At 73.3% G+C, this 17,775-nt stretch carries 13 protein-coding genes; 6 read left to right on the top strand and 7 right to left on the bottom strand.

What is annotated here, in order from left to right; translation table 11 throughout:
- Window positions 1-123: 123 nt before the first annotated feature.
- From ACO1BR_RS11525 to ACO1BR_RS11515, 3 genes are all read left to right on the top strand, one after another.
- Window positions 124-1,017, top strand: coding sequence for an alpha/beta fold hydrolase (locus ACO1BR_RS11525; RefSeq protein WP_426794951.1), 894 nt, complete (start codon window positions 124-126; stop codon window positions 1,015-1,017).
- A gap of 1 nt (window position 1,018) precedes the next feature.
- Complete coding sequence (locus ACO1BR_RS11520; RefSeq protein WP_426794950.1) at window positions 1,019-1,633, top strand: TetR/AcrR family transcriptional regulator; 615 nt, start codon at window positions 1,019-1,021, stop codon at window positions 1,631-1,633.
- Between the two features lie 229 nt (window positions 1,634-1,862).
- A complete protein-coding gene (locus ACO1BR_RS11515) occupies window positions 1,863-2,471 on the top strand; it encodes a GTP-binding protein (RefSeq protein WP_426794949.1) in 609 nt (202 codons plus the stop codon).
- A 159-nt stretch (window positions 2,472-2,630) separates the two neighbouring features.
- Here the strand turns inward: ACO1BR_RS11515 and glpK are convergent, their stop codons facing one another.
- From glpK to ACO1BR_RS11500, 3 genes are all read right to left on the bottom strand, one after another.
- Window positions 2,631-4,169 carry a glycerol kinase GlpK gene (gene glpK, locus ACO1BR_RS11510; RefSeq protein WP_426794948.1) on the bottom strand — a complete coding sequence of 513 codons (1,539 nt, stop codon included), beginning with the start codon at window positions 4,167-4,169 and terminating at the stop codon, window positions 2,631-2,633.
- A gap of 57 nt (window positions 4,170-4,226) precedes the next feature.
- Complete coding sequence (locus tag ACO1BR_RS11505; RefSeq protein WP_426794947.1) at window positions 4,227-5,000, bottom strand: MIP/aquaporin family protein; 774 nt, start codon at window positions 4,998-5,000, stop codon at window positions 4,227-4,229.
- A gap of 187 nt (window positions 5,001-5,187) precedes the next feature.
- Entirely contained in the window at window positions 5,188-6,948 is a 1,761-nt protein-coding gene (locus ACO1BR_RS11500) for a bifunctional diguanylate cyclase/phosphodiesterase (RefSeq protein ID WP_426794946.1), read from the bottom strand.
- 421 nt (window positions 6,949-7,369) lie between these two features.
- Between ACO1BR_RS11500 and ACO1BR_RS11495 the strand changes: the two genes are divergently transcribed.
- Window positions 7,370-8,335, top strand: coding sequence for an NUDIX hydrolase (locus ACO1BR_RS11495; protein WP_426794945.1), 966 nt, complete (start codon window positions 7,370-7,372; stop codon window positions 8,333-8,335).
- On the opposite strand, the gene ACO1BR_RS11490 is transcribed toward ACO1BR_RS11495, so the two are convergent.
- Both ACO1BR_RS11490 and ACO1BR_RS11485 read right to left on the bottom strand, forming a co-directional pair.
- A complete protein-coding gene (locus tag ACO1BR_RS11490) occupies window positions 8,290-9,204 on the bottom strand; it encodes a M15 family metallopeptidase (protein WP_426794944.1) in 915 nt (304 codons plus the stop codon). The two genes, ACO1BR_RS11495 and ACO1BR_RS11490, sit on opposite strands and share 46 nt — an antisense overlap.
- 28 nt (window positions 9,205-9,232) lie before the next feature.
- Window positions 9,233-11,650 carry a glycoside hydrolase family 31 protein gene (locus ACO1BR_RS11485; protein WP_426794943.1) on the bottom strand — a complete coding sequence of 806 codons (2,418 nt, stop codon included), beginning with the start codon at window positions 11,648-11,650 and terminating at the stop codon, window positions 9,233-9,235.
- A 343-nt stretch (window positions 11,651-11,993) separates the two neighbouring features.
- Here ACO1BR_RS11485 and ACO1BR_RS11480 point away from each other — a divergent pair, with 343 nt between their 5' ends.
- Both ACO1BR_RS11480 and ACO1BR_RS11475 read left to right on the top strand, forming a co-directional pair.
- Window positions 11,994-14,018 carry an acetoacetate--CoA ligase gene (locus tag ACO1BR_RS11480; protein ID WP_426794942.1) on the top strand — a complete coding sequence of 675 codons (2,025 nt, stop codon included), beginning with the start codon at window positions 11,994-11,996 and terminating at the stop codon, window positions 14,016-14,018.
- A gap of 124 nt (window positions 14,019-14,142) precedes the next feature.
- Window positions 14,143-15,063: a hypothetical protein gene (locus ACO1BR_RS11475; RefSeq protein WP_426794941.1), complete on the top strand. Its 921-nt coding sequence runs from the start codon at window positions 14,143-14,145 to the stop codon at window positions 15,061-15,063.
- 94 nt (window positions 15,064-15,157) lie between these two features.
- On the opposite strand, the gene ptsP is transcribed toward ACO1BR_RS11475, so the two are convergent.
- Both ptsP and ACO1BR_RS11465 read right to left on the bottom strand, forming a co-directional pair.
- Complete coding sequence (gene ptsP, locus ACO1BR_RS11470; RefSeq protein ID WP_426794940.1) at window positions 15,158-16,828, bottom strand: phosphoenolpyruvate--protein phosphotransferase; 1,671 nt, start codon at window positions 16,826-16,828, stop codon at window positions 15,158-15,160.
- A gap of 85 nt (window positions 16,829-16,913) precedes the next feature.
- Window positions 16,914-17,363, bottom strand: coding sequence for a PTS sugar transporter subunit IIA (locus ACO1BR_RS11465; protein WP_426794939.1), 450 nt, complete (start codon window positions 17,361-17,363; stop codon window positions 16,914-16,916).
- Window positions 17,364-17,775: the final 412 nt, after the last annotated feature.

Below are 17,775 nucleotides of genomic sequence, written 5' to 3'. Positions count from 1 at the left end.
TCCTCGCCCCCCCCCCACGGCGCTTTCCGGGGCCGTGCGGCACAGCCTGTTGAGCATTGCTCAACGCCGCAGTACGGTTGTTGTTGAGCAGCTGTCAACAGCGCGACGAAGGAGCTCGCCGGCATGGTCACGGACGCGACATTCACCCCCACCGGGCACCTGCACGCTTTCGAGCGGCTGAAGATCGACGTCGGCCCGCACAGTCATGACGCCCTGGCCTGCGGACCGGCCGACGGCGAGGTGGTCCTGCTGCTGCACGGCTGGCCCGAGTTCGCCGACTCCTGGAGCGCCGTACTGCCCGCCCTGGGCACGGCCGGATACCGCGCGGTCGCGGTCGACCAGCGCGGCTACGCCCCGGACGCCCGCCCGCCCCGGATCGCCGACTACGCCGTCCCCGAACTCGTCGACGACGCCCTCGCGTTCGCCGACGCGCTGGGCGCCGACCGCTTCCACCTGGTCTCGCACGACTGGGGCGGTATCGTCGCCTGGGCGCTGGCCGGCGCCCACCCCGAGCGGTTGAAGTCCCTGACCGTCCTGGCCACTCCGCATCCCGAAGCGCTCAACCGCGCCGCCGCCGGGGACCCCGACCAGCACCACCGGCTCGACTACGTCCGCTTCTTCCGCCGCGAGACCGGCATCGCGGAGGCCGCGCTGCTGGCCGACGGCGCCGCCCGGCTGCGTGCCGTGTACGGCGGCAAGGTCCCCGCCGAATTGGTCGACGGGAACGTCCGCCGGCTCGCCGAACCGGGCGCGCTGACCGCGACGTTGAACTGGTACCGCGCCCCCGAGTCTGTCATCTCGGTCCCCGCCGGGCGGATCGCCGTGCCCACCCTCTTCCTCTGGGGCAGCGAGGACATCGCCCTGGGGCGCACCGCCGCCGAGGCGACGGGGGAGTGGGTCGACGGCCCGTACCGCTTCGAGGTGCTGGACGGCGCCAGCCACTGGCTGCCGGAAGAGGTGCCCGACCTGGTCACCCCCAGGATCCTGGACCACCTCGGTACCCACCGGCAGGGCTGAGATGGCCGACCGGCGGGTCACCCGGCTCGCCCCCGACCAGCGCCGGGCGCAACTGGTCGCCATCGGGCTGGAGTTGCTCGCCGAGCGCTCCCTGGACGAGCTGTCCACCGACGAGGTCGCCCGCCGGGCCGGTATCTCCCGCGGGCTGCTCTTCCACTACTTCGACTCCAAGCGCGACTTCTACCGCGCGGTGGTCCGGACCGCCTGCGACCGCTTCACCGCCGCGACCACGCCGGACGACGCGCTGGAGCCGGTCGCCTGGATGCGGGCCTTCATCGCGGGCTTCGTGGACCACGTCCTGGGGCACCGCCAGGTCTATCTCGCCCTCGTCCGGGGCGCGTCCGGCAGCCATCCCGCGGTGACCGACATCCTCGGCGAGACCCACGAGACGCTGGCCCGCCGGGTGGACGACGCCCGGCGGCGGCTCGGGGCGCCGAGCGCCCCGCGGGCCGAACCGGCGTCCCGCGCCTGGATGGCCTTCGCCGAGGAGGCGGTGGTCACCTGGCCGGTCGGGGAGGAGGGCGCTCGCGACGAGCTGTGCCGGTTCATCGAGGCCAGCTTCGTGAGCCTGCTGGGGCTGCTCGAACGGCCCGTGCTGCTCGGCCCGGAGAGCTGACGGGCGGGCGGGTCCGCTGCCGGGCCGGTCCTTTTGGGCCGGTTGGCGGCCTTGGCCCGCCGCGTCCCCGCCATGAGGCCCGCCCTCAAGTGGGCGCCGTGCGCAGCACGTTGTACCGTTCACTGGCAGCCGCCGGACCGCGGCGCGCAGGTGGCTGCTCCGCACCCGGGACAGGTGTGCGCTCCTGCGCATTTCCCCCGCATCCACGGCAATCCAGGAGAAGAATCCCATGGTCTTCGGGCGTTCTGAGCGTCGCCGGTCCGCCCCGGCCGAGCCGGTGACGCTGAAGATCCTCGTGGCGGGCGGCTTCGGAGTCGGCAAGACCACCCTGGTGGGCTCCGTCAGCGAGATCAGACCGCTGCGTACGGAAGAGCGGCTGACCGAGGCCGGCCGCCCGGTCGACGACCTGGACGGGGTGGAGGGCAAGTCCACCACCACCGTCGCCATGGACTTCGGGCGGATCACCGTCCACGACGAACTGGTCCTCTACCTCTTCGGCACCCCGGGACAGGACCGCTTCTGGTTCCTGTGGGACGAACTGGCCCGCGGCGCGCTCGGCGCGGTCGTCCTCGCCGACACCCGACGGCTGGCGGACAGCTTCTCCGCCATCGACTACTTCGAGCGCCGCGGACTGCCCTTCACCGTCGCGGTCAACTGCTTCGACGGCGCCGACCGCTATCCCGTCGAGACCGTCCGGGACGCCCTGAACCTCGACACCGGGGTGCCGGTGATGCTGTGCGACGCCCGGGAGCGGGAGTCCGCCCGGGACGTACTGGTCGCCGTCGTCGAGCACGCGATGCGGCGCGGCGGCCAGCAGTGCGAGCCCGCCCTCCCCTGACCGGCGCTCCGCCCGCAGGCGCCGCCCCGACCCGCGCTTCCCTGACAGGGCGCGGAAGTACGGCCCGTACCCCGCCGCCCGGGGTGCGGGCCGTACGTCTGTGAGCCGCTGCGCGCGCCGGACCCAGGGCCTCCGTGACCCTGACCCGTCGGACAGGCCCTAGTCCTGCGCCGCGCCGTCCTCCGCCAGCCAGCCGAAGCTCCGCTCCACCGCCCTGCGCCAGTTGCCGAACTCGCGCTCGCGGGCCTCGGCCGCCATCCGCGGCGTCCACTCCCGGTCGCGCTGCCAGTGCGAGCGCAGCTCGTCGAGGTCCTGCCAGACGCCGGTGGCGAGCCCGGCCGCGTAGGCGGCGCCCAGGCAGGTCGTCTCCGAGATCACCGGCCGGATCACCGGCACCCCCAGCACATCGGCCTGATGCTGCATCAGCAGGTTGTTGGCGGTCATCCCGCCGTCGACCTTGAGCCGGGTGATCGGCACCCCCGAGTCCTGGAACATCGCGTCCACCACCTCACGGGTCTGCCAGCTCGTCGCCTCCAGCACGGCCCGCGCCAGATGGGCCTTGGTGACGAAGCCGGTCAGACCGGTGATCACACCGCGCGCGTCGGACCGCCAGTACGGGGCGAACAGCCCGGAGAACGCCGGTACGACATAGGCCCCGCCGTTGTCCGGGACGCTCGCTGCCAGGGGCTCGATCTCGTCCGCGGAGGCGATGATGCCGAGCTGGTCGCGGAACCACTGCACCAGCGCGCCCGTGATGGCGATCGAGCCCTCCAGGCAGTAGACCGGCGCCTCGCCGCCGAGCTGGTAGCCCAGCGTCGTCAGCAGCCCGTTCTTGGACGGGACCGGGCGGTCTCCGGTGTTCAGCAGCAGGAACGAGCCGGTGCCGTAGGTGTTCTTGGCCTCGCCGACGCCGTAGCAGGTCTGCCCGAACACCGCCGCCTGCTGGTCGCCCAGCGCCGACGCGACCGGCACCCCCTGCAACTGCCCCACGGCCGTCCCGTAGACCTCGGCGGACGGCCTGATCTCCGGGAGCATCGCCTCCGGCACCCGCATCGCCGACAGCAGCGCCGGGTCCCACTGGAGGGTCGCGAGGTTCATCAGCATCGTGCGGCCGGCGTTGGTCACGTCCGTGACGTGCACCCCGCCGTCGATGCCGCCGGTCAGGTTCCAGATCAGCCAGGAGTCGATGGTCCCGAACGCGATCTCGCCCCGCTCGGCGCGGGCCCGCAGCCCCGGCACCTCGTCCAGCAGCCAGGTCGCCTTCGGCCCGGAGAAGTAGCTGGCCAGCGGCAGTCCGGTGGCCTCCCGGAAGCGGTCCTGGCCGTCCGCGCCGCCCAGTTCCGCGCAGAGCGGGCCGGTACGGGTGTCCTGCCAGACGACGGCGTGGTGCACCGGTCTGCCGGTGGCCCGGTCCCACAGCACCGTGGTCTCCCGCTGGTTGGTGATGCCCAGCGCGCTGAGCTGGTGAGCGCGCAGGCCCGCCTTGGTCAGCGCGCCCGCCACCACCGCCTGCACCTTCGACCAGATCTCGGCGGCGTCGTGCTCCACCCAGCCCGGCCGGGGAAAGATCTGGCGGTGCTCACGCCGGTCGACGGCGACGATCGCCCCGGCGTGGTCGAAGATGATGCAGCGGCTCGACGTGGTGCCCTGGTCGATCGCGGCGACGTACGTCCCGCTCTTCGGGGTGTGCTCCGTCATACCGTCACGTCTCCTGACGTCCTGGACCGAACTGCGTACGGGATGTGCCGGTGGCGGTCAGAACACCGCCGTGTACACCAGCCCCGACAGCACCGCGCCGATCAGCGGCCCGGCCACCGGGATCCATGCGTAACTCCAGTCGGAGGAACCCTTGTTGGGGATCGGCAGCAGGGCGTGCGCGATCCGCGGGCCGAGGTCGCGGGCCGGGTTGATGGCGTAGCCGGTCGGCCCGCCGAGCGAAAGCCCGATGCCGACCACCAGCAGTGCGACCAGCAGCACGTTGATCCCGGAACCGTAGACCCCCACCCGCGCCCCCGGAACCTGGCCGATACCGATCCCCTGGTTCTGGCCGAAGAACAGCAGCGGCAGCACCAGCCCGGTGGTGGCGATGATCTCGGTCACCAGATTGGCGACCGGCCGGCGGATCTCCGGGGCGGTGGCGAAGACCCCCAGCGTCGGCTGCGGGGCGTGACCGGACCGCCCGTCGTTGGCGGCGAACTGCGCGTAGTACAGCGCCCAGGCCAGCACGGCTCCGATCAGCGCCCCGGCCAACTGCCCCAGGACGTACAGCGGCACCTTCGACCAGGGCGTGCCGCCGGCCACCGCCGAGCCGAGCGTCACCGCCGGATTCAGGTGCCCGCCGGACAGCGGCGCCGAGGCGTACGCCCCGGCCAGGACGCCCATGCCCCAGCCGAACGCGATCACCACCCAGCCCGCGCCCCGCGCCTTCGAGTGGTGGAGGGTGACGGCGGCGCACACCCCGGCCCCGAACAGGACCAGCAGCGCGGTACCGATCACCTCACCGACGACGATGTCCCCATTGGCATACATGGCGGCTCCTCGGCCCTCGTCCGGGGAGGTCCCCGGTCCTCCGTGCAGGGTGCGTGCCACGCCTGAGTACGGCGGTGCCGACGTGGCATCCGGCGACCGGCACCCGGAAGTGTTCACCGCGGCTGAGGGAGCGTCAAGGTGGCCTGCAGTCACCGAGGTTGGGGCACCACACGGCAGCCCTACGGGGTCACCGGCATGTCCGTGCGCCCTCCTGCCCGGCCGGTTCGCCGGCTCCGTCCGGGGCGCCCGGCCCGGGGCACCCGGCCGGTGCCGCCGCCGGTCCCGGCACCCGCTCCGCCGCCCCGCGCCGGACCTCCGTACGCTCCGTACCCGGCCGCCCCAGCACCCAACTCGCCCCCGGCAGCGCCTTCGCGGCCTTCTTCAGCGGCGCCAGCGCGGCCGCCGCCGCACCGTGGCCGATGACGCTGCCGGCCGGGCACACCACCGTCGCCAGCGACAGCGTCACCGGCATCTCGCCCGCCGACCAGCTCACGTCCAGCAGCGCCCCGGCGAACGGCTCCAGGCCGTCCGGATCGGCCAGCACCAGGAAGTCGTCGCCGCCGATGTGCCCCACCCGGGCGGCCGGTTCGTCCTCCGCGACCTCCGCGAGGGTACGGCCCACGGAGCGGATCAGCTCATCGCCCGCCGCGAACCCGGCACCGTCGTTGACCTGCTTGAACCCGTCCACGTCCAGCCAACTCAGCGCGAACTCCCGGCCCTCGGCGATCCGCCGGTCGACCTCGGCGTTGACCGCGTCCGAACCGGGCAGCCTGGTCAGCGGGTTGAGCCGGGCCGCCTCCTCCACCCGGCTCTCGGCCAGCCCCCGCAGGATGTCCGCGAGATGCACCACGCCCATGCACCGGCCGCGCTCGTCCACCACCGCCACATCGTCCCCGGTACGGTCCCGGTCCCCGTCGGCGATCACGTCCAGCACCTGCCAGGCGGTGGCGTCCGCGCCCACCGTCCGCGGCCGGTCCGCCAGCCGCAGCGCCGGCCGGTCCGCGTACAGCGCGTGCCCGTACCGCCCCGACAGCGAGAGCAGGAACCGGTCCCGGTCGATCGCCCGCACCGGCACCCCGTCGCTGTCCACCAGCAGCACCCCGGACACCTCAGGGAAGCCGGTCAGATGGCTGCGTACCGCGCCCGCCGACGCCGACATCGGCAGCAGCGCGGCGGGTTGCAGGAACTGGGCGACCGGCGGCCCGGACGGCGGGCGGTAGGGCGCCCCGCGGCCGCGTGCCGGCGGCGGATGCGCGGCCGGCAGATACACGTCGGCGGCGGCCCGACGCGACGGCGGCGCGAACAGGTGCCCCTGGGCCAGCTGCACCCCGGCTTCCCGCACCGCCGCGTACTGCCGCTCGGTCTCCACCCCCTCGATGGCCAGCAGCCCGCCCACCCGCTCGCACAGCTGCCGCATCGCGGCCACCGCGGCCTGCCGGCCGGGGTCGCTGTCCAGCCGCGCGCACAGCGACGCGTCGAGCTTGACGATGTCCGGCGCGAGAGCGCCCAGCAGCCGCAGCGGCAGATCACCGTCGCCCACGCCGTCCGCGCAGATCCGGTAGCCCTCGTCACGCAGCTCCGCCACTGCGTCCAGCAGCGGCCGCTGCCGGACCCGGGTGAACGGCCCGACGAGGTCGAGGGTGATCTCCCAGGGCCGCCGGCCCGCGTCGTGCACCGCCTTGCCGAGCGACGTCAGCCCCGGCCGCTCCGCCACCGTCTCCGCGAACACGTTGACGTGCAGCGGCAGCAGGGTCTCCTGCTGCGCCGCGGACCGTACGGCGAGCGCCGCCAGTTCCGCGTCCAGATCGGGACAGCGGCGCGCACAGCTCAGCACGTCGACGTCGCTGTCCTCGGGGCGGGCGAGTGTTTCCAGCGCGGCGACCGAGCCGGTCGCGAGATTCACCACGGGCTGGAAAGCGAAGCGAAGCTGGTCCGTCCAGGGAGGCACGGGAGCAGCATGCCGCCCCGCCGGAGCCAACTAACCCTCGTTCACGCACTGTTCATACATCCTTCCGGAGCGTATGGCTGCTCCGTGCGAAGACCACACGAAACGGGCCGGAACTCCCCTCCGTTTCCCGTGCGCACGGCCGCTCACCGGACGGCGACACCACCGCCGAACCGCGCCCGAAGTGCCTTTGACAGTCCGTCAATTCGGGCTGGATCTCCGGCACTTGGTGCCCACCGGCGCATCCGCGCGGCTGCCGTGTCGGCTCACCGCCGGCTCCATCGCGAGCAGGGTGTACGGCGGCCGCGCACGGAAGCCGCTGGACGTCGCCGACCCCGCTTGCTATGTTGTTCTCGCTTCGAGAAAGACTCGGAGTGAGAACAACACTCGGCGCGACGATCGACGACCGGAAGGGGGACGGGGCATGACCGCGCACCATCGGCGCACCGCGGACGGCGCCGCGGCGGGCGACCCGGCCGCACCCGACGAGGCGGCCTTCCTCGCCGCCTACGACCCGCACGCCTTCCCCGCCATCGCGGTCACCGTCGACATCGTCGCGCTGACGCTGCGCGGCGGCGCGCTGCACATCCTGCTCGTCGAGCGCGGCGGCCCGCCGTTCCAGGGCGCCTGGGCGCTGCCCGGCGGCTTCGTACGCGCCGGCCAGGAGTCCCTCGACGAGGCCGCCGCCCGCGAACTCGCCGAGGAGACCGGGCTGGACGCCGCCCTGCTGGAGCGCGTCCACCTCGAACAGCTCGGCTCCTACGGCGACCCCGGCCGCGACCCGCGGATGCCCGTGGTCACCGTCGCCTACCTCGCCTTCGCGCCCGACCTCCCCGAGGCGCGCGGCGGCGGCGACGCCGCGGCCGCGGCCTGGGTCCCGGTATCCGGCCTGGCGGCCGACCCGGGGGGCGCCGCCGCACCGGAGCGCGGCACCGAACCGGACGCGGCCCGGCCGCGTCCCCGAGAGCAGGGCCCGGGGCACGGGATCGACGGGGGTGATTCCGTGCCCCGGCCCGCCCCGCTCCCGCTCGCCTTCGACCACCCGCGGATCGTCGCCGACGGGCTCGACCGCGCTCGCGCGAAAATCGAGTACACCCCGCTGGCCACCGCGTTCCTCGCCGAGGAATTCACCATCGTCGAACTCCGCGGCGTCTATGAATCCATCTGGGGCAGCCCGCTGCACGCCGGGAACTTCCACCGCAAGGTGCTCTCCGTCCCCGGATTCGTCGAACCCACCGGCGCCACCGCGGCGCGCGGCGGAACCCGCGGCGGCCCCCGCGCCCGCCTCTACCGCGCGGGGTCCGCCCGGCTGCTGCACCCGGCGCTGCTCCGCCCGGCGGCCCCTCAGTCCACTGTCAGCGAGCCCCGTGACACCGGAAAGTCGAAATAGGTGTCGGGAAACGTCTCCGGCGTAAAGGTGTAGTGCCACCATTCGGCCGCGTAGTTCACGAACCCGGCCCGCTCCAGCCCCTTCTTCAGCAGCAGCCGGTTCGCCGCCTGCCACCCCCTGACCCGCGGATCGAGGGTGTGCGCCAGTGTGTCGAAGCAGTCGAAGCCGGTCCCCATGTCCAGCGAATTGTCCGGGAAGCGGAGCGGCTTGGGCCCGTAGCACGACGCCAGCGGCTCGCCCGGCCCATACGGCCGGGTCGGCACCGCCGGCAGCCGCACCAGCGTCAGATCGACCGTACTGCCCCTGCTGTGCCCGGACTTCTCCGCGATATAGCCGTCCCGGAACAGCGTCGACTTGTCCACCCGGGGATAGAACTCCGCCTTCATCCGCTGATCGGCGAGATCCTTCGCCCAGGCCACGAAGTGGTTCACGGCGCGCTGCGGCCGGTAGCAGTCGTACACCTTGAGGGAGTACCCGCGCCGCAGGAACGAGAGTTGCGCCCGGTGCAGCGCCCGCGCCGCGTCCCGCGTCAGGATGCACATCGGCTCGCGGTAACCGGTCACCGGCACCCCCATGAAATCGTGCGGGGTGGCATAGCGGATCTCCTGGATGATCGTGGGATCCACCGCACGCAGCGCCACGAACTCCCTTGGCGCCTTGGGATCGTCGTGCGCCCCGTGCGCCCCGTGCGCCCCGCGCGCCCCGTGCGCCGCGGGCGACGGCGGCGCCGGGCGGGCGGCGGTGCCCGCCGCGGCGCTCGACGGTACGGCGATGGGGGCACCTCCCATGCCCATTAGGGGCATGGGGGAGGTCATCAGGGCGGCGGCAGCGGCGGCCAGGCCGCGCAGCGCGGCAGCTAATCTCGGCATGGCCCCCGTCTACCAGGCACCGCGGACCCTAGGGAAGACCCCGCACCCGCACCGGATACCCCGCCGGCCCGCCACCGCGCCGCTCGACGACCACCCGTCCCGCCTCCAGGTGCGTACTGAAGCGCTCCACCGCCGGCCGCCGCCAGCCGTCCCCGGCATCCGGCACCACCAGCCCACCGCCGGTCCGCCCGGCCACCGGGGCCCACACCTCCAGCTCCGTCCCGCCGTCCGCGCCCGCCACCGGCAGCACCGCACCGGCCCGCGCCAGCACCGGAATACGGGACAGCGGCGCATCCACCCACACCCGCCCCGGCCCCTCATAGACCCGCCCGGTCGCGGTGTCGTACCACCGGCCGCGCGGCAGCCGCACCGCCCGCCGGGTCGCCCCCGCCTCCAGCACCGGTGCCACCAGCAGCGCGTCCCCCAGCAGAAACGCGTCCCCGCAGTCCCGCAGTGCCCGGTCCCGCGGCGCGTTCCACCACAGGGGCCGCACGTACGGGGCCCCGGACAGCCGGGCCAACTGGCCCAGCGTCACGAAGTACGGCAGCAGCCGCTCCCGCTCCCGCAGCGCCGCACGGGCGTGCCCCAGGACCTCGCTCCCGTACTCCCACGGCTCCCGACGCCCCGCCCGGAGCGCCGAGTGGGTACGGAACAGCGGGAGATACGCCCCCAGTTGGAACCACCGCAGATACAGCTCGTCCGAGGGCACCGCCGAGAACCCGCCCACATCCGGCCCGCTGTACGGCACCCCGCACAGCCCCAGCCCCAGCACCAGCGACAGCGACGCCCGCAGCCCCGGCCAGCCCGTCGCCACATCCCCCGACCACGTGCCCCCGTACCGCTGCAGCCCCGCCCAGCCCGACCGCGAGAACAGGAACGGCCGCTCCCCGGGCCGCAGTTCGCACAGCCCCTCGAAGCCCGCCTGCGCCATCGCCAGCCCGTAGACGTTGTGCGCCTCCCGGTGGTCACCGCCCCGGCCCTCCAGGTCGTGCCGCGCCGAACGGGGCAGCGTCGGCTCCCCGAAGGCCGCGAACGACACCGGCTCGTTCATGTCGTGCCACACCCCGGCGAACCCCTGCGCCAGCCGCTCCGCGTACAGCGCGCCCCACCACTTGCGCACCCGGGCGTCGGTGAAATCCGGGAACACCGACTCACCCGCCCACACCACACCGCGCACCTCCCGCCCCCGCGCGTCCCGTACGAACGCATCCGCCGCGGCTCCGCTCTCGTACACCGCGTTCCCCGGCTCCGCCTTCACCGCCGGATCCACGATCGACACCAGCCGCACGCCCTCGTCGCGCAACTCCCCTGCCAGGCCCGGCAGATCGGGAAACCGCTCCCGGTCGACGGTGAAGACCCGGTGCCCGTCGTAGTGGTCGATGTCCAGATGGACGGCCGACAGCGGCAGCTCCCGCTCCCGGTAGCCCGCCACCACCCGGCGCACCTCGTCCGCACTCCCGAACCCCCACCGGGCGTGCTGATGGCCCAGCGCCCAGCGGGGCGGCAGCGCCGGCGCACCCGTCAGCCCCGTCCACCCCAGCAGCACCCGGGCCGGCGTCCCCGCCAGCACCCAGTAGCGCAGCGGCCCGCCGTCCATCCGCACCTCGCAGGTGCCCGGCCGGTCATGACCCGAGCCGGCGCCCTCCACACCTTCGTGGAGCGTCACCCGGCCGTCCCACGAATTGTCGTGGAACACCAGATGCGTCCCCGCGTCCGCCACCACCAGCTGCACCGGCATCGTCAGATACAGCGGATCGTCCCCCGGCCCGAACGCGCCGCCCGGATCGGTGTTCCACAGGCGGTACACCCCGTCCTGCAACCGCGGCCCGCCCGCCCGGCCGCCCAGCCCGAAGAACCGCGCATCGGCCGCCACCTCCGACCGCTGCACCCACCGCGACTCCACCACGCCCTCGGGCCGGCCGCCCCCCTCCGACGCCGCACCTTCCCGCCCACCCTGCGCCGCGCCCGCGGTCTCCGTACGGTCCCACCAGCGCGGCGGCAGCTCCCGCCGCAGCACCGCGCCACCGGGCGTCCGCACCTCGACCGCGCCGAACCGGGACACCGCCACCAGCACCCGCTCCGAGACCACCCGCCAGCCGCCCTCGGTATCCGGTTCCAGCACCGCCCGCGCATCCACCTCCGGGCACGCCCCGGCCAGCGCGTACGAGGGCTCCGGCCCGGCCCCGTCCCAGCCGCAGAACACCGCACCGCCCGACGCGACCCGCACCCGCAGCGACGACCGCGCGAAATGGATCACCCCGCCACCCGGCTGCGGCTCGGCCCCGCGCGCCTCACCGGGCACCCGCGCCCGCTCCGCCACCCGCCGCGGCAGCGCCAGCGCGTCCGCCCTGCGCCGGCGCCACGCCGTACGCACGGACCGGAGCCCCTGCGCCGGCCCGACCGCCCTGACCATCCGTACCGACCGCACCAGATCACGCCCGTCCATGCCGGTCAGCCTGCCATCGACGACCCCCTGTGCGGGAACCGTTCAACTGCCGTTCACCTGCGAGGGGTCACGCTCGGCCACCTCCAGGCCCGCCCATCGTCCGCCACTGGCCGGATCCGACCTCCCGGGACCGCCCGAAGGCCCCACCGGCGGCCTTCACACATCCGCCACCCCCGAATGCGGGCGTCCGGCAATGTGGGGTCCGCCCTGGTGCACAAGTCGATCAGATGGCATCGTCCAGGCAAGCCATGTCGCGTGCACCCGCCCACCCGCTGGACACGGGGAACCTCCCGCCACCGCGCGCGACCGACGCCCACCACGCGTACCGCCCAGGAGCCGCAACATGACCACCGCACCGCACTCCGCCTCCCAGCCGGAACCCCTCTGGCAGCCAGGCCCGGACCGGATCGCCGGCGCGCAGGTCACCCGCTTCCACGCCTGGGCCGCCGAACACCACGGCGCGCCCGCCCCCGTACCCGGCGACCCCGCCGCCGACTACGCGGCCCTGCACCGCTGGTCCGTCGACCGGCTCCCCGCCTTCTGGCAGGCCACCGCCGAGTGGTTCGACGTCCGCTTCACCACCCCGTACGACACCGTCCTCGCCGACCGCACGATGCCCGGCGCCCGCTGGTTCCCCGGCGCCACCCTCAACTACGCGGAACACGCCCTGCGGGCCGCCGAGGACCCGGACCGCGCCGAGCGCCCCGCCCTGCTCCACGTGGACGAGACCCACACACCCACCACCGTCACCTGGGCCGAACTGCGCTCCCAGGTCGCCTCGCTGGCCGCCGAACTCCGCCGCCTCGGCGTCCGCCCCGGCGACCGCGTCAGCGGCTACGTCCCCAACATCCCGCAGGCCGTCGTCGCCCTCCTGGCCACCGCCGCGGTCGGCGGCGTCTGGACCTCCTGCGCCCCCGACTTCGGCGCCCGCAGCGTCCTGGACCGCTTCCAGCAGGTCGAACCGGTGGTCCTGTTCACCGTCGACGGCTACCGCTACGGCGGCAAGGAACACGACCGCCGCGCCACCGTCACCGAACTCCGCGCCGAACTCCCCACCCTCCGCGCCGTCGTCCACATCCCCCTGCTCGGCACCGCCGCCCCCGAAGGCGCCCTGAACTGGTCCGACCTGACCACGAACGACACGGAGCCGGTCTTCGAACCGGTCCCGTTCGACCACCCGCTGTGGGTCCTGTACTCCTCCGGCACCACCGGGCTCCCCAAGGCGATCGTCCAGTCCCAGGGCGGCATCCTCCTCGAACACCTCAAGCAGACCGGCCTGCACTGCGACCTCGGCCCCGACGACCGCTTCTTCTGGTACACCTCCACCGGCTGGATGATGTGGAACTTCCTCGTCGGCGGCCTCCTCGTAGGCGCCACGATCGTCCTCTACGACGGCAGCCCCGGACACCCCGACATCGCCGCCCAGTGGCAGGTCGCCGCCACCACCCGCGCCACCGTCTTCGGCACCTCCGCCGCCTACGTCATGGCCTGCCGCAAGGCCGGCATCCACCCCGCCCGCGACCTCGACCTCTCCGCCGTCAGCTGCGTCGCCACCACCGGCTCCCCGCTCCCGCCCGACGGGTTCCGCTGGCTCCACGACAGCTTCGCGGAGAGCGGCGCCGACCTCTGGGTCGCCTCCGTCAGCGGCGGCACCGACGTCTGCAGCTGCTTCGCCGGCGCCGTCCCCACCCTCCCCGTCCACATCGGCGAACTCCAGGCCGCCTGCCTCGGCACCGACCTGCAGGCATGGGACCCCCAGGGCAAGCCCGTCATCGACGAGGTCGGCGAACTGGTCGTCACCAACCCCATGCCGTCCATGCCCACCCGCTTCTGGAACGACCCCGACGGCACCCGCTACCACGACAGCTACTTCGACATGTACCCCGGCGTCTGGCGGCACGGCGACTGGATCACCCTCACCCCCCGGGGCAGCGTCGTCATCCACGGCCGCTCCGACTCCACCCTCAACCGCCAGGGCGTCCGGATGGGCTCCGCCGACATCTACGAGGCCGTCGAGCGCCTCCCCGAGATCCGCGAATCCCTCGTCATCGGCCTCGAACTCCCCGACGGCGGCTACTGGATGCCCCTCTTCGTCCACCTGGCCCCCGGCGCCACCCTGGACGACGCCCTGCGCGACCGCATCAAGCGCACCATCCGCGAACAGCTCTCGCCCCGCCACGTCCCCGACGACATCATCGAGGCCCCCGGCGTCCCCCACACCCTGACCGGCAAGCGCATCGAGGTCCCCGTCAAACGCCTCCTCCAGGGCACCCCCCTCGAAAAGGCCGTCAACCCCGGCTCCGTCGACAACCTCGAACTCCTCCGCTTCTACGAGCGGATCGCCGCCGACCGCAGCGACGGAAAGTAACCAGCCCGGCGCCGGTCCACCGCCCCGACCAGGGGAAACCGGCGCCGGACCGCCATTGTCAGACCCTCCGACTACTCTCGGTGACAAGTGACGTTCGACCGACGCACCTCACCGAGGGGGAGCCATGACACCCAGCATCCGTCCCGCGCAGCAGACCGCCGCCGGCCGCACACTCCGCCGCGAAGTCCCCAGCACCGCCGCCGTCCTGGCCGACGAACGGGACTTCGCGGCCATGCGCCGCTACCGCACCTTCCCGTTCGACGACCACCACGGCTACCTCCAGCAGATGGAAGCCCTGCTGCACACCCTCGCCGCCCAGGGCGTGCACACCACCCTCAGCCTCTTCGACCCCACCGCCTACGAGAAGTACTGCGCCGAGCACTCCCTCGACCCGGACCACCCCGACAGCCGCACCCGCTACGCGGCCGCCGTCGCCTGCACCGGCGCCACCGTGCCCTACGAAGGCCAACCGCTCGCCCAGCTCCTCCCGTTACTCCGCGAAGAAGCCGCCCGCCAGGCATCCTGGGAGCGCGCCACCGCCCTCCTGGCCCGCGCCGGCCGCTGCGAGGAGTGCGGCGAGGACCGCGCCCCGGCCGCCCTCGCCCGCGCCACCCAGACCCTGCGGCAACTCCTCGAAGCCCTCGGCGCAGGAACCCACCACCTCGTCTGCTCCATCCCGGCCGGCACCCCGTCCCTCTCCGCCGAGCTGTACGCCACCGCCGCCCCCGACGACAGCCCACCCCAGCTCACCGAATCCCAGACCGTCCTCTTCTGCACGGTCCTCGCCGTCGGCTGCGCCCTGCGCACCCCCGGCGCCATCGTCTGCCGCACCACGACCGAAGCCGCCGGCACCGCCGGCACCGCCCGCATCACCGTCCGCGGCTGGCGCCTCAAGGACGCCTGGCCGCACGCCCTGGGCGCCGCCGAGATCTTCAACGCCTACTGCACCGACGACACCGGCCACCCCATCCCACCCGAGCACCGCGTCGACTACGCCGCGGGCCTGCCCCTCACACCCCCACCCGACCCCCACTGCCACCCCTGACCACCGCCCCGGCCACCCCACGCAGAAGGCCGCCCCGCCACAACGGCGGGACGGCCCTCACACTCACTCCGGCGACGCACCGCGCCGCGCGGGATCACTCCCCGGAGAGCACCGCCTGCGCGGCGGCCCGGGCGTCCTCGGCGGTGTCCGCGGCACGGGCCGCGGCAGCCGCCCGCTCACACTGCGCCAGCGTGTGCTTGGCCAGCGTCGCCCGCACATACGGAATCGACGCCGCACCCATCGACAGGCTGGTGACCCCCAGACCCGTCAGCACACACGCCAACAGCGGATCGGAGGCCGCCTCACCGCACACGCCACAGCTCTTGCCCTCGGCCTTCGCCGCCTCGGCGGAGGCCGCCACGAGATCCAGCAGCGCCGGCTGCCAGGGGTCCTGCAGCCGCGACACGGCGCCCACCTGACGGTCCGCCGCAAAGGTGTACTGCGCCAGGTCGTTGGTGCCCAGCGAAAGGAACTCCACCTCTTGCAGAATCGACCGCGCCCGCAGAGCCGCCGACGGAATCTCCACCATCGCGCCGAACTTCGCCCGCAGGCCCGCCTCCCGGCAGGCATCCGCGAACGCCCTGGCATCGATCCGGTCCGCCACCATCGGCGCCATGACCTCAAGGTAGACCGGCAGCCCCTCGGCCGCCTTGGCCAGCGCCGAGAGCTGGGTCCGCAGCACCTCCGGGTGGTCGAGCAGCGTCCGCAGCCCCCGCACACCCAGCGCGGGGTTCGGCTCGTCGGCCGGCGTCAGGAAGTCCAGCGGCTTGTCGGCCCCGGCATCCAGCACGCGCACCACCACGCGTCCCTCGGGGAAAGCCTCCAGGACCTTCCGGTAGGCGTCGACCTGCTTCTCCTCGGACGGCGCGTTCTTGCTGTCGTCCAGGAAGAGGAACTCCGTACGGAAGAGACCGACCCCCTCCGCACCGGCCTCCACCGCTGCCGGCACATCCGCCGGACCGCCCACGTTCGCCAGCAGCGGCACCTTGTGCCCGTCGGACGTGGCACCGGGGCCCGACGACGCAGACAGCGCGGCCTTCCGCTCCTCCGCCGCCTTCGCCAGCTCCACACGCTTGGCGGAACTGGGGTCGACGAAGACCTCACCCGTGCTGCCGTCCACGGCGATCACGGTGCCCTCGGCCAGCTCCCCGGCACCCGGCAGCGCCACCACGGCCGGCACCCCCAGCGCCCGCGCGAGAATCGCACTGTGGCTGGTCGGCCCGCCCTCCTCGGTCACGAACCCGAGCACCAGCGTCGGATCCAGCAACGCCGTGTCGGCCGGCGCCAGATCCCGCGCGATCAGCACATACGGCTCATCGCTGTCCGGCACGCCCGGCATCGGCACCCCGAGCAGCCGCGCCACGATCCGGTTCCGCACGTCGTCCAGGTCGGCCACCCGCCCGGCGAGGTACTCACCCGCACCGGCGAGCAGCGCCCGATAGGCGGCGAACGCGTCGTACACGGCACGCTCGGCCGTGCTGCCGACCGCGATCCGCCGCTCGACATCGGCCATCAGCTCGGGGTCCTGAGCCATCATGGCCTGGGCCTCCAGCACGTGCTGCGCCTCGCCGCCCGCCAGATTGCCCCGCGCGATCAGATCGGCGGCCACGGCCTCCACGGCCTGCCGTGCACGCCCCTGCTCGCGCTCCGCCTCCTCGGCCGGAATCTGCTTGGCCGGCGGCTCCAGAACCGCCGTACCCATGTGCCGCACCTCGCCTATGGCCACACCGTGGCTCACGCCGACGCCTCGCAGCGTTGTCTCCATGTCACCCGTCTCCGGTTGCTTGCGGCGGGCCGAGCCGCCGCGGTGGATGTCGTACCTGCCGTGGGGAACGGCGCCCGGCTACTGCCTACTGCCAGGAGAAGAGCGAGTCGCCCGCCTTGACGTCGCCGTCCTCGCGCACATCACCGAGCGAGTCGGCGGTGGCCTCCAGCGCGACGACCGGGCACACCGGCGACTTGCCGGCCGCCTCGACCGCGGCCGGGTCCCAGCGCACGACGGCCTGGCCCCGCGTCACGGTGTCGCCCTTGTTCACCAGCAGCTCGAAACCCTCGCCGTTGAGCTGAACGGTGTCGATACCAAGGTGCGTCAGGACGCCGTGTCCTTCGCCGTCGACAACGACGAACGCATGGGGGTGAAGCGAAACAACGACGCCGTCCACGGGCGAAACCGCCTCCGACGGCTCACGAACGGGGTCGATGGCGGTACCGGGACCCACCATCGCTCCGGAGAACACCGGGTCCGGCACTGCCGAGAGTCCGATGGCGCGTCCTTCAAGAGGGGACGTCACGGTGGTCATGGGAAGCCTCCCAGGGGTGAAGATTCATCAGGCCGCCGTCACTGCCTGTCCTGGACGGCGCACCGTTCAGAAGCGTAAGTCATAGGAACTGACGGTTCCGCACGAGAGACACCGGTTGGCGCCCCGCGTCCTCGCCGAATCGATTTGCCTCGCCCACACCGCCCCTGTACTGTCTGAGATCTGCCCCGGACAACCAGGAAGCCCGCAACGGCTGACGGTTGGGTGGGCGGCACTCCTCAGAGTCATGATCCTGATTCTCGAATCATGCGCTTCTGCATGCCTGCAGAAAAGCGGTGGTTCGAAAGCCGGAAAAGCCCTGATAGAGTGTGAAACACCGAAGGGAAGCGCCCGGAGAGCCTGGTGAAACAGGCACAAAGGAAGCGTCCGTTCCTTGAGAACTCAACAGCGTGCC

Origin of the sequence: Streptomyces sp. YGL11-2, assembly GCF_050054615.1 — a bacterium.
Lineage (GTDB): Bacteria > Actinomycetota > Actinomycetes > Streptomycetales > Streptomycetaceae > Streptomyces.
This window is presented reverse-complemented; position numbering and strand designations above follow the sequence as displayed.

Bases quoted from the DNA above. Each gene is read 5' to 3' on its own strand.
- ACO1BR_RS11525 (WP_426794951.1), top strand. From the start codon at position 124: ATGGTCACGGACGCGACATTCACCCCCACCGGGCACCTGCACGCTTTC.
- ACO1BR_RS11520 (WP_426794950.1), top strand. From the start codon at position 1,019: ATGGCCGACCGGCGGGTCACCCGGCTCGCCCCCGACCAGCGCCGGGCG.
- ACO1BR_RS11515 (WP_426794949.1), top strand. From the start codon at position 1,863: ATGGTCTTCGGGCGTTCTGAGCGTCGCCGGTCCGCCCCGGCCGAGCCG.
- glpK (WP_426794948.1), bottom strand. From the start codon at position 4,169: ATGACGGAGCACACCCCGAAGAGCGGGACGTACGTCGCCGCGATCGAC.
- ACO1BR_RS11505 (WP_426794947.1), bottom strand. From the start codon at position 5,000: ATGTATGCCAATGGGGACATCGTCGTCGGTGAGGTGATCGGTACCGCG.
- ACO1BR_RS11495 (WP_426794945.1), top strand. From the start codon at position 7,370: ATGACCGCGCACCATCGGCGCACCGCGGACGGCGCCGCGGCGGGCGAC.
- ACO1BR_RS11490 (WP_426794944.1), bottom strand. From the start codon at position 9,204: ATGCCGAGATTAGCTGCCGCGCTGCGCGGCCTGGCCGCCGCTGCCGCC.
- ACO1BR_RS11485 (WP_426794943.1), bottom strand. From the start codon at position 11,650: ATGGACGGGCGTGATCTGGTGCGGTCGGTACGGATGGTCAGGGCGGTC.
- ACO1BR_RS11480 (WP_426794942.1), top strand. From the start codon at position 11,994: ATGACCACCGCACCGCACTCCGCCTCCCAGCCGGAACCCCTCTGGCAG.
- ACO1BR_RS11475 (WP_426794941.1), top strand. From the start codon at position 14,143: ATGACACCCAGCATCCGTCCCGCGCAGCAGACCGCCGCCGGCCGCACA.
- ptsP (WP_426794940.1), bottom strand. From the start codon at position 16,828: ATGGAGACAACGCTGCGAGGCGTCGGCGTGAGCCACGGTGTGGCCATA.
- ACO1BR_RS11465 (WP_426794939.1), bottom strand. From the start codon at position 17,363: ATGACCACCGTGACGTCCCCTCTTGAAGGACGCGCCATCGGACTCTCG.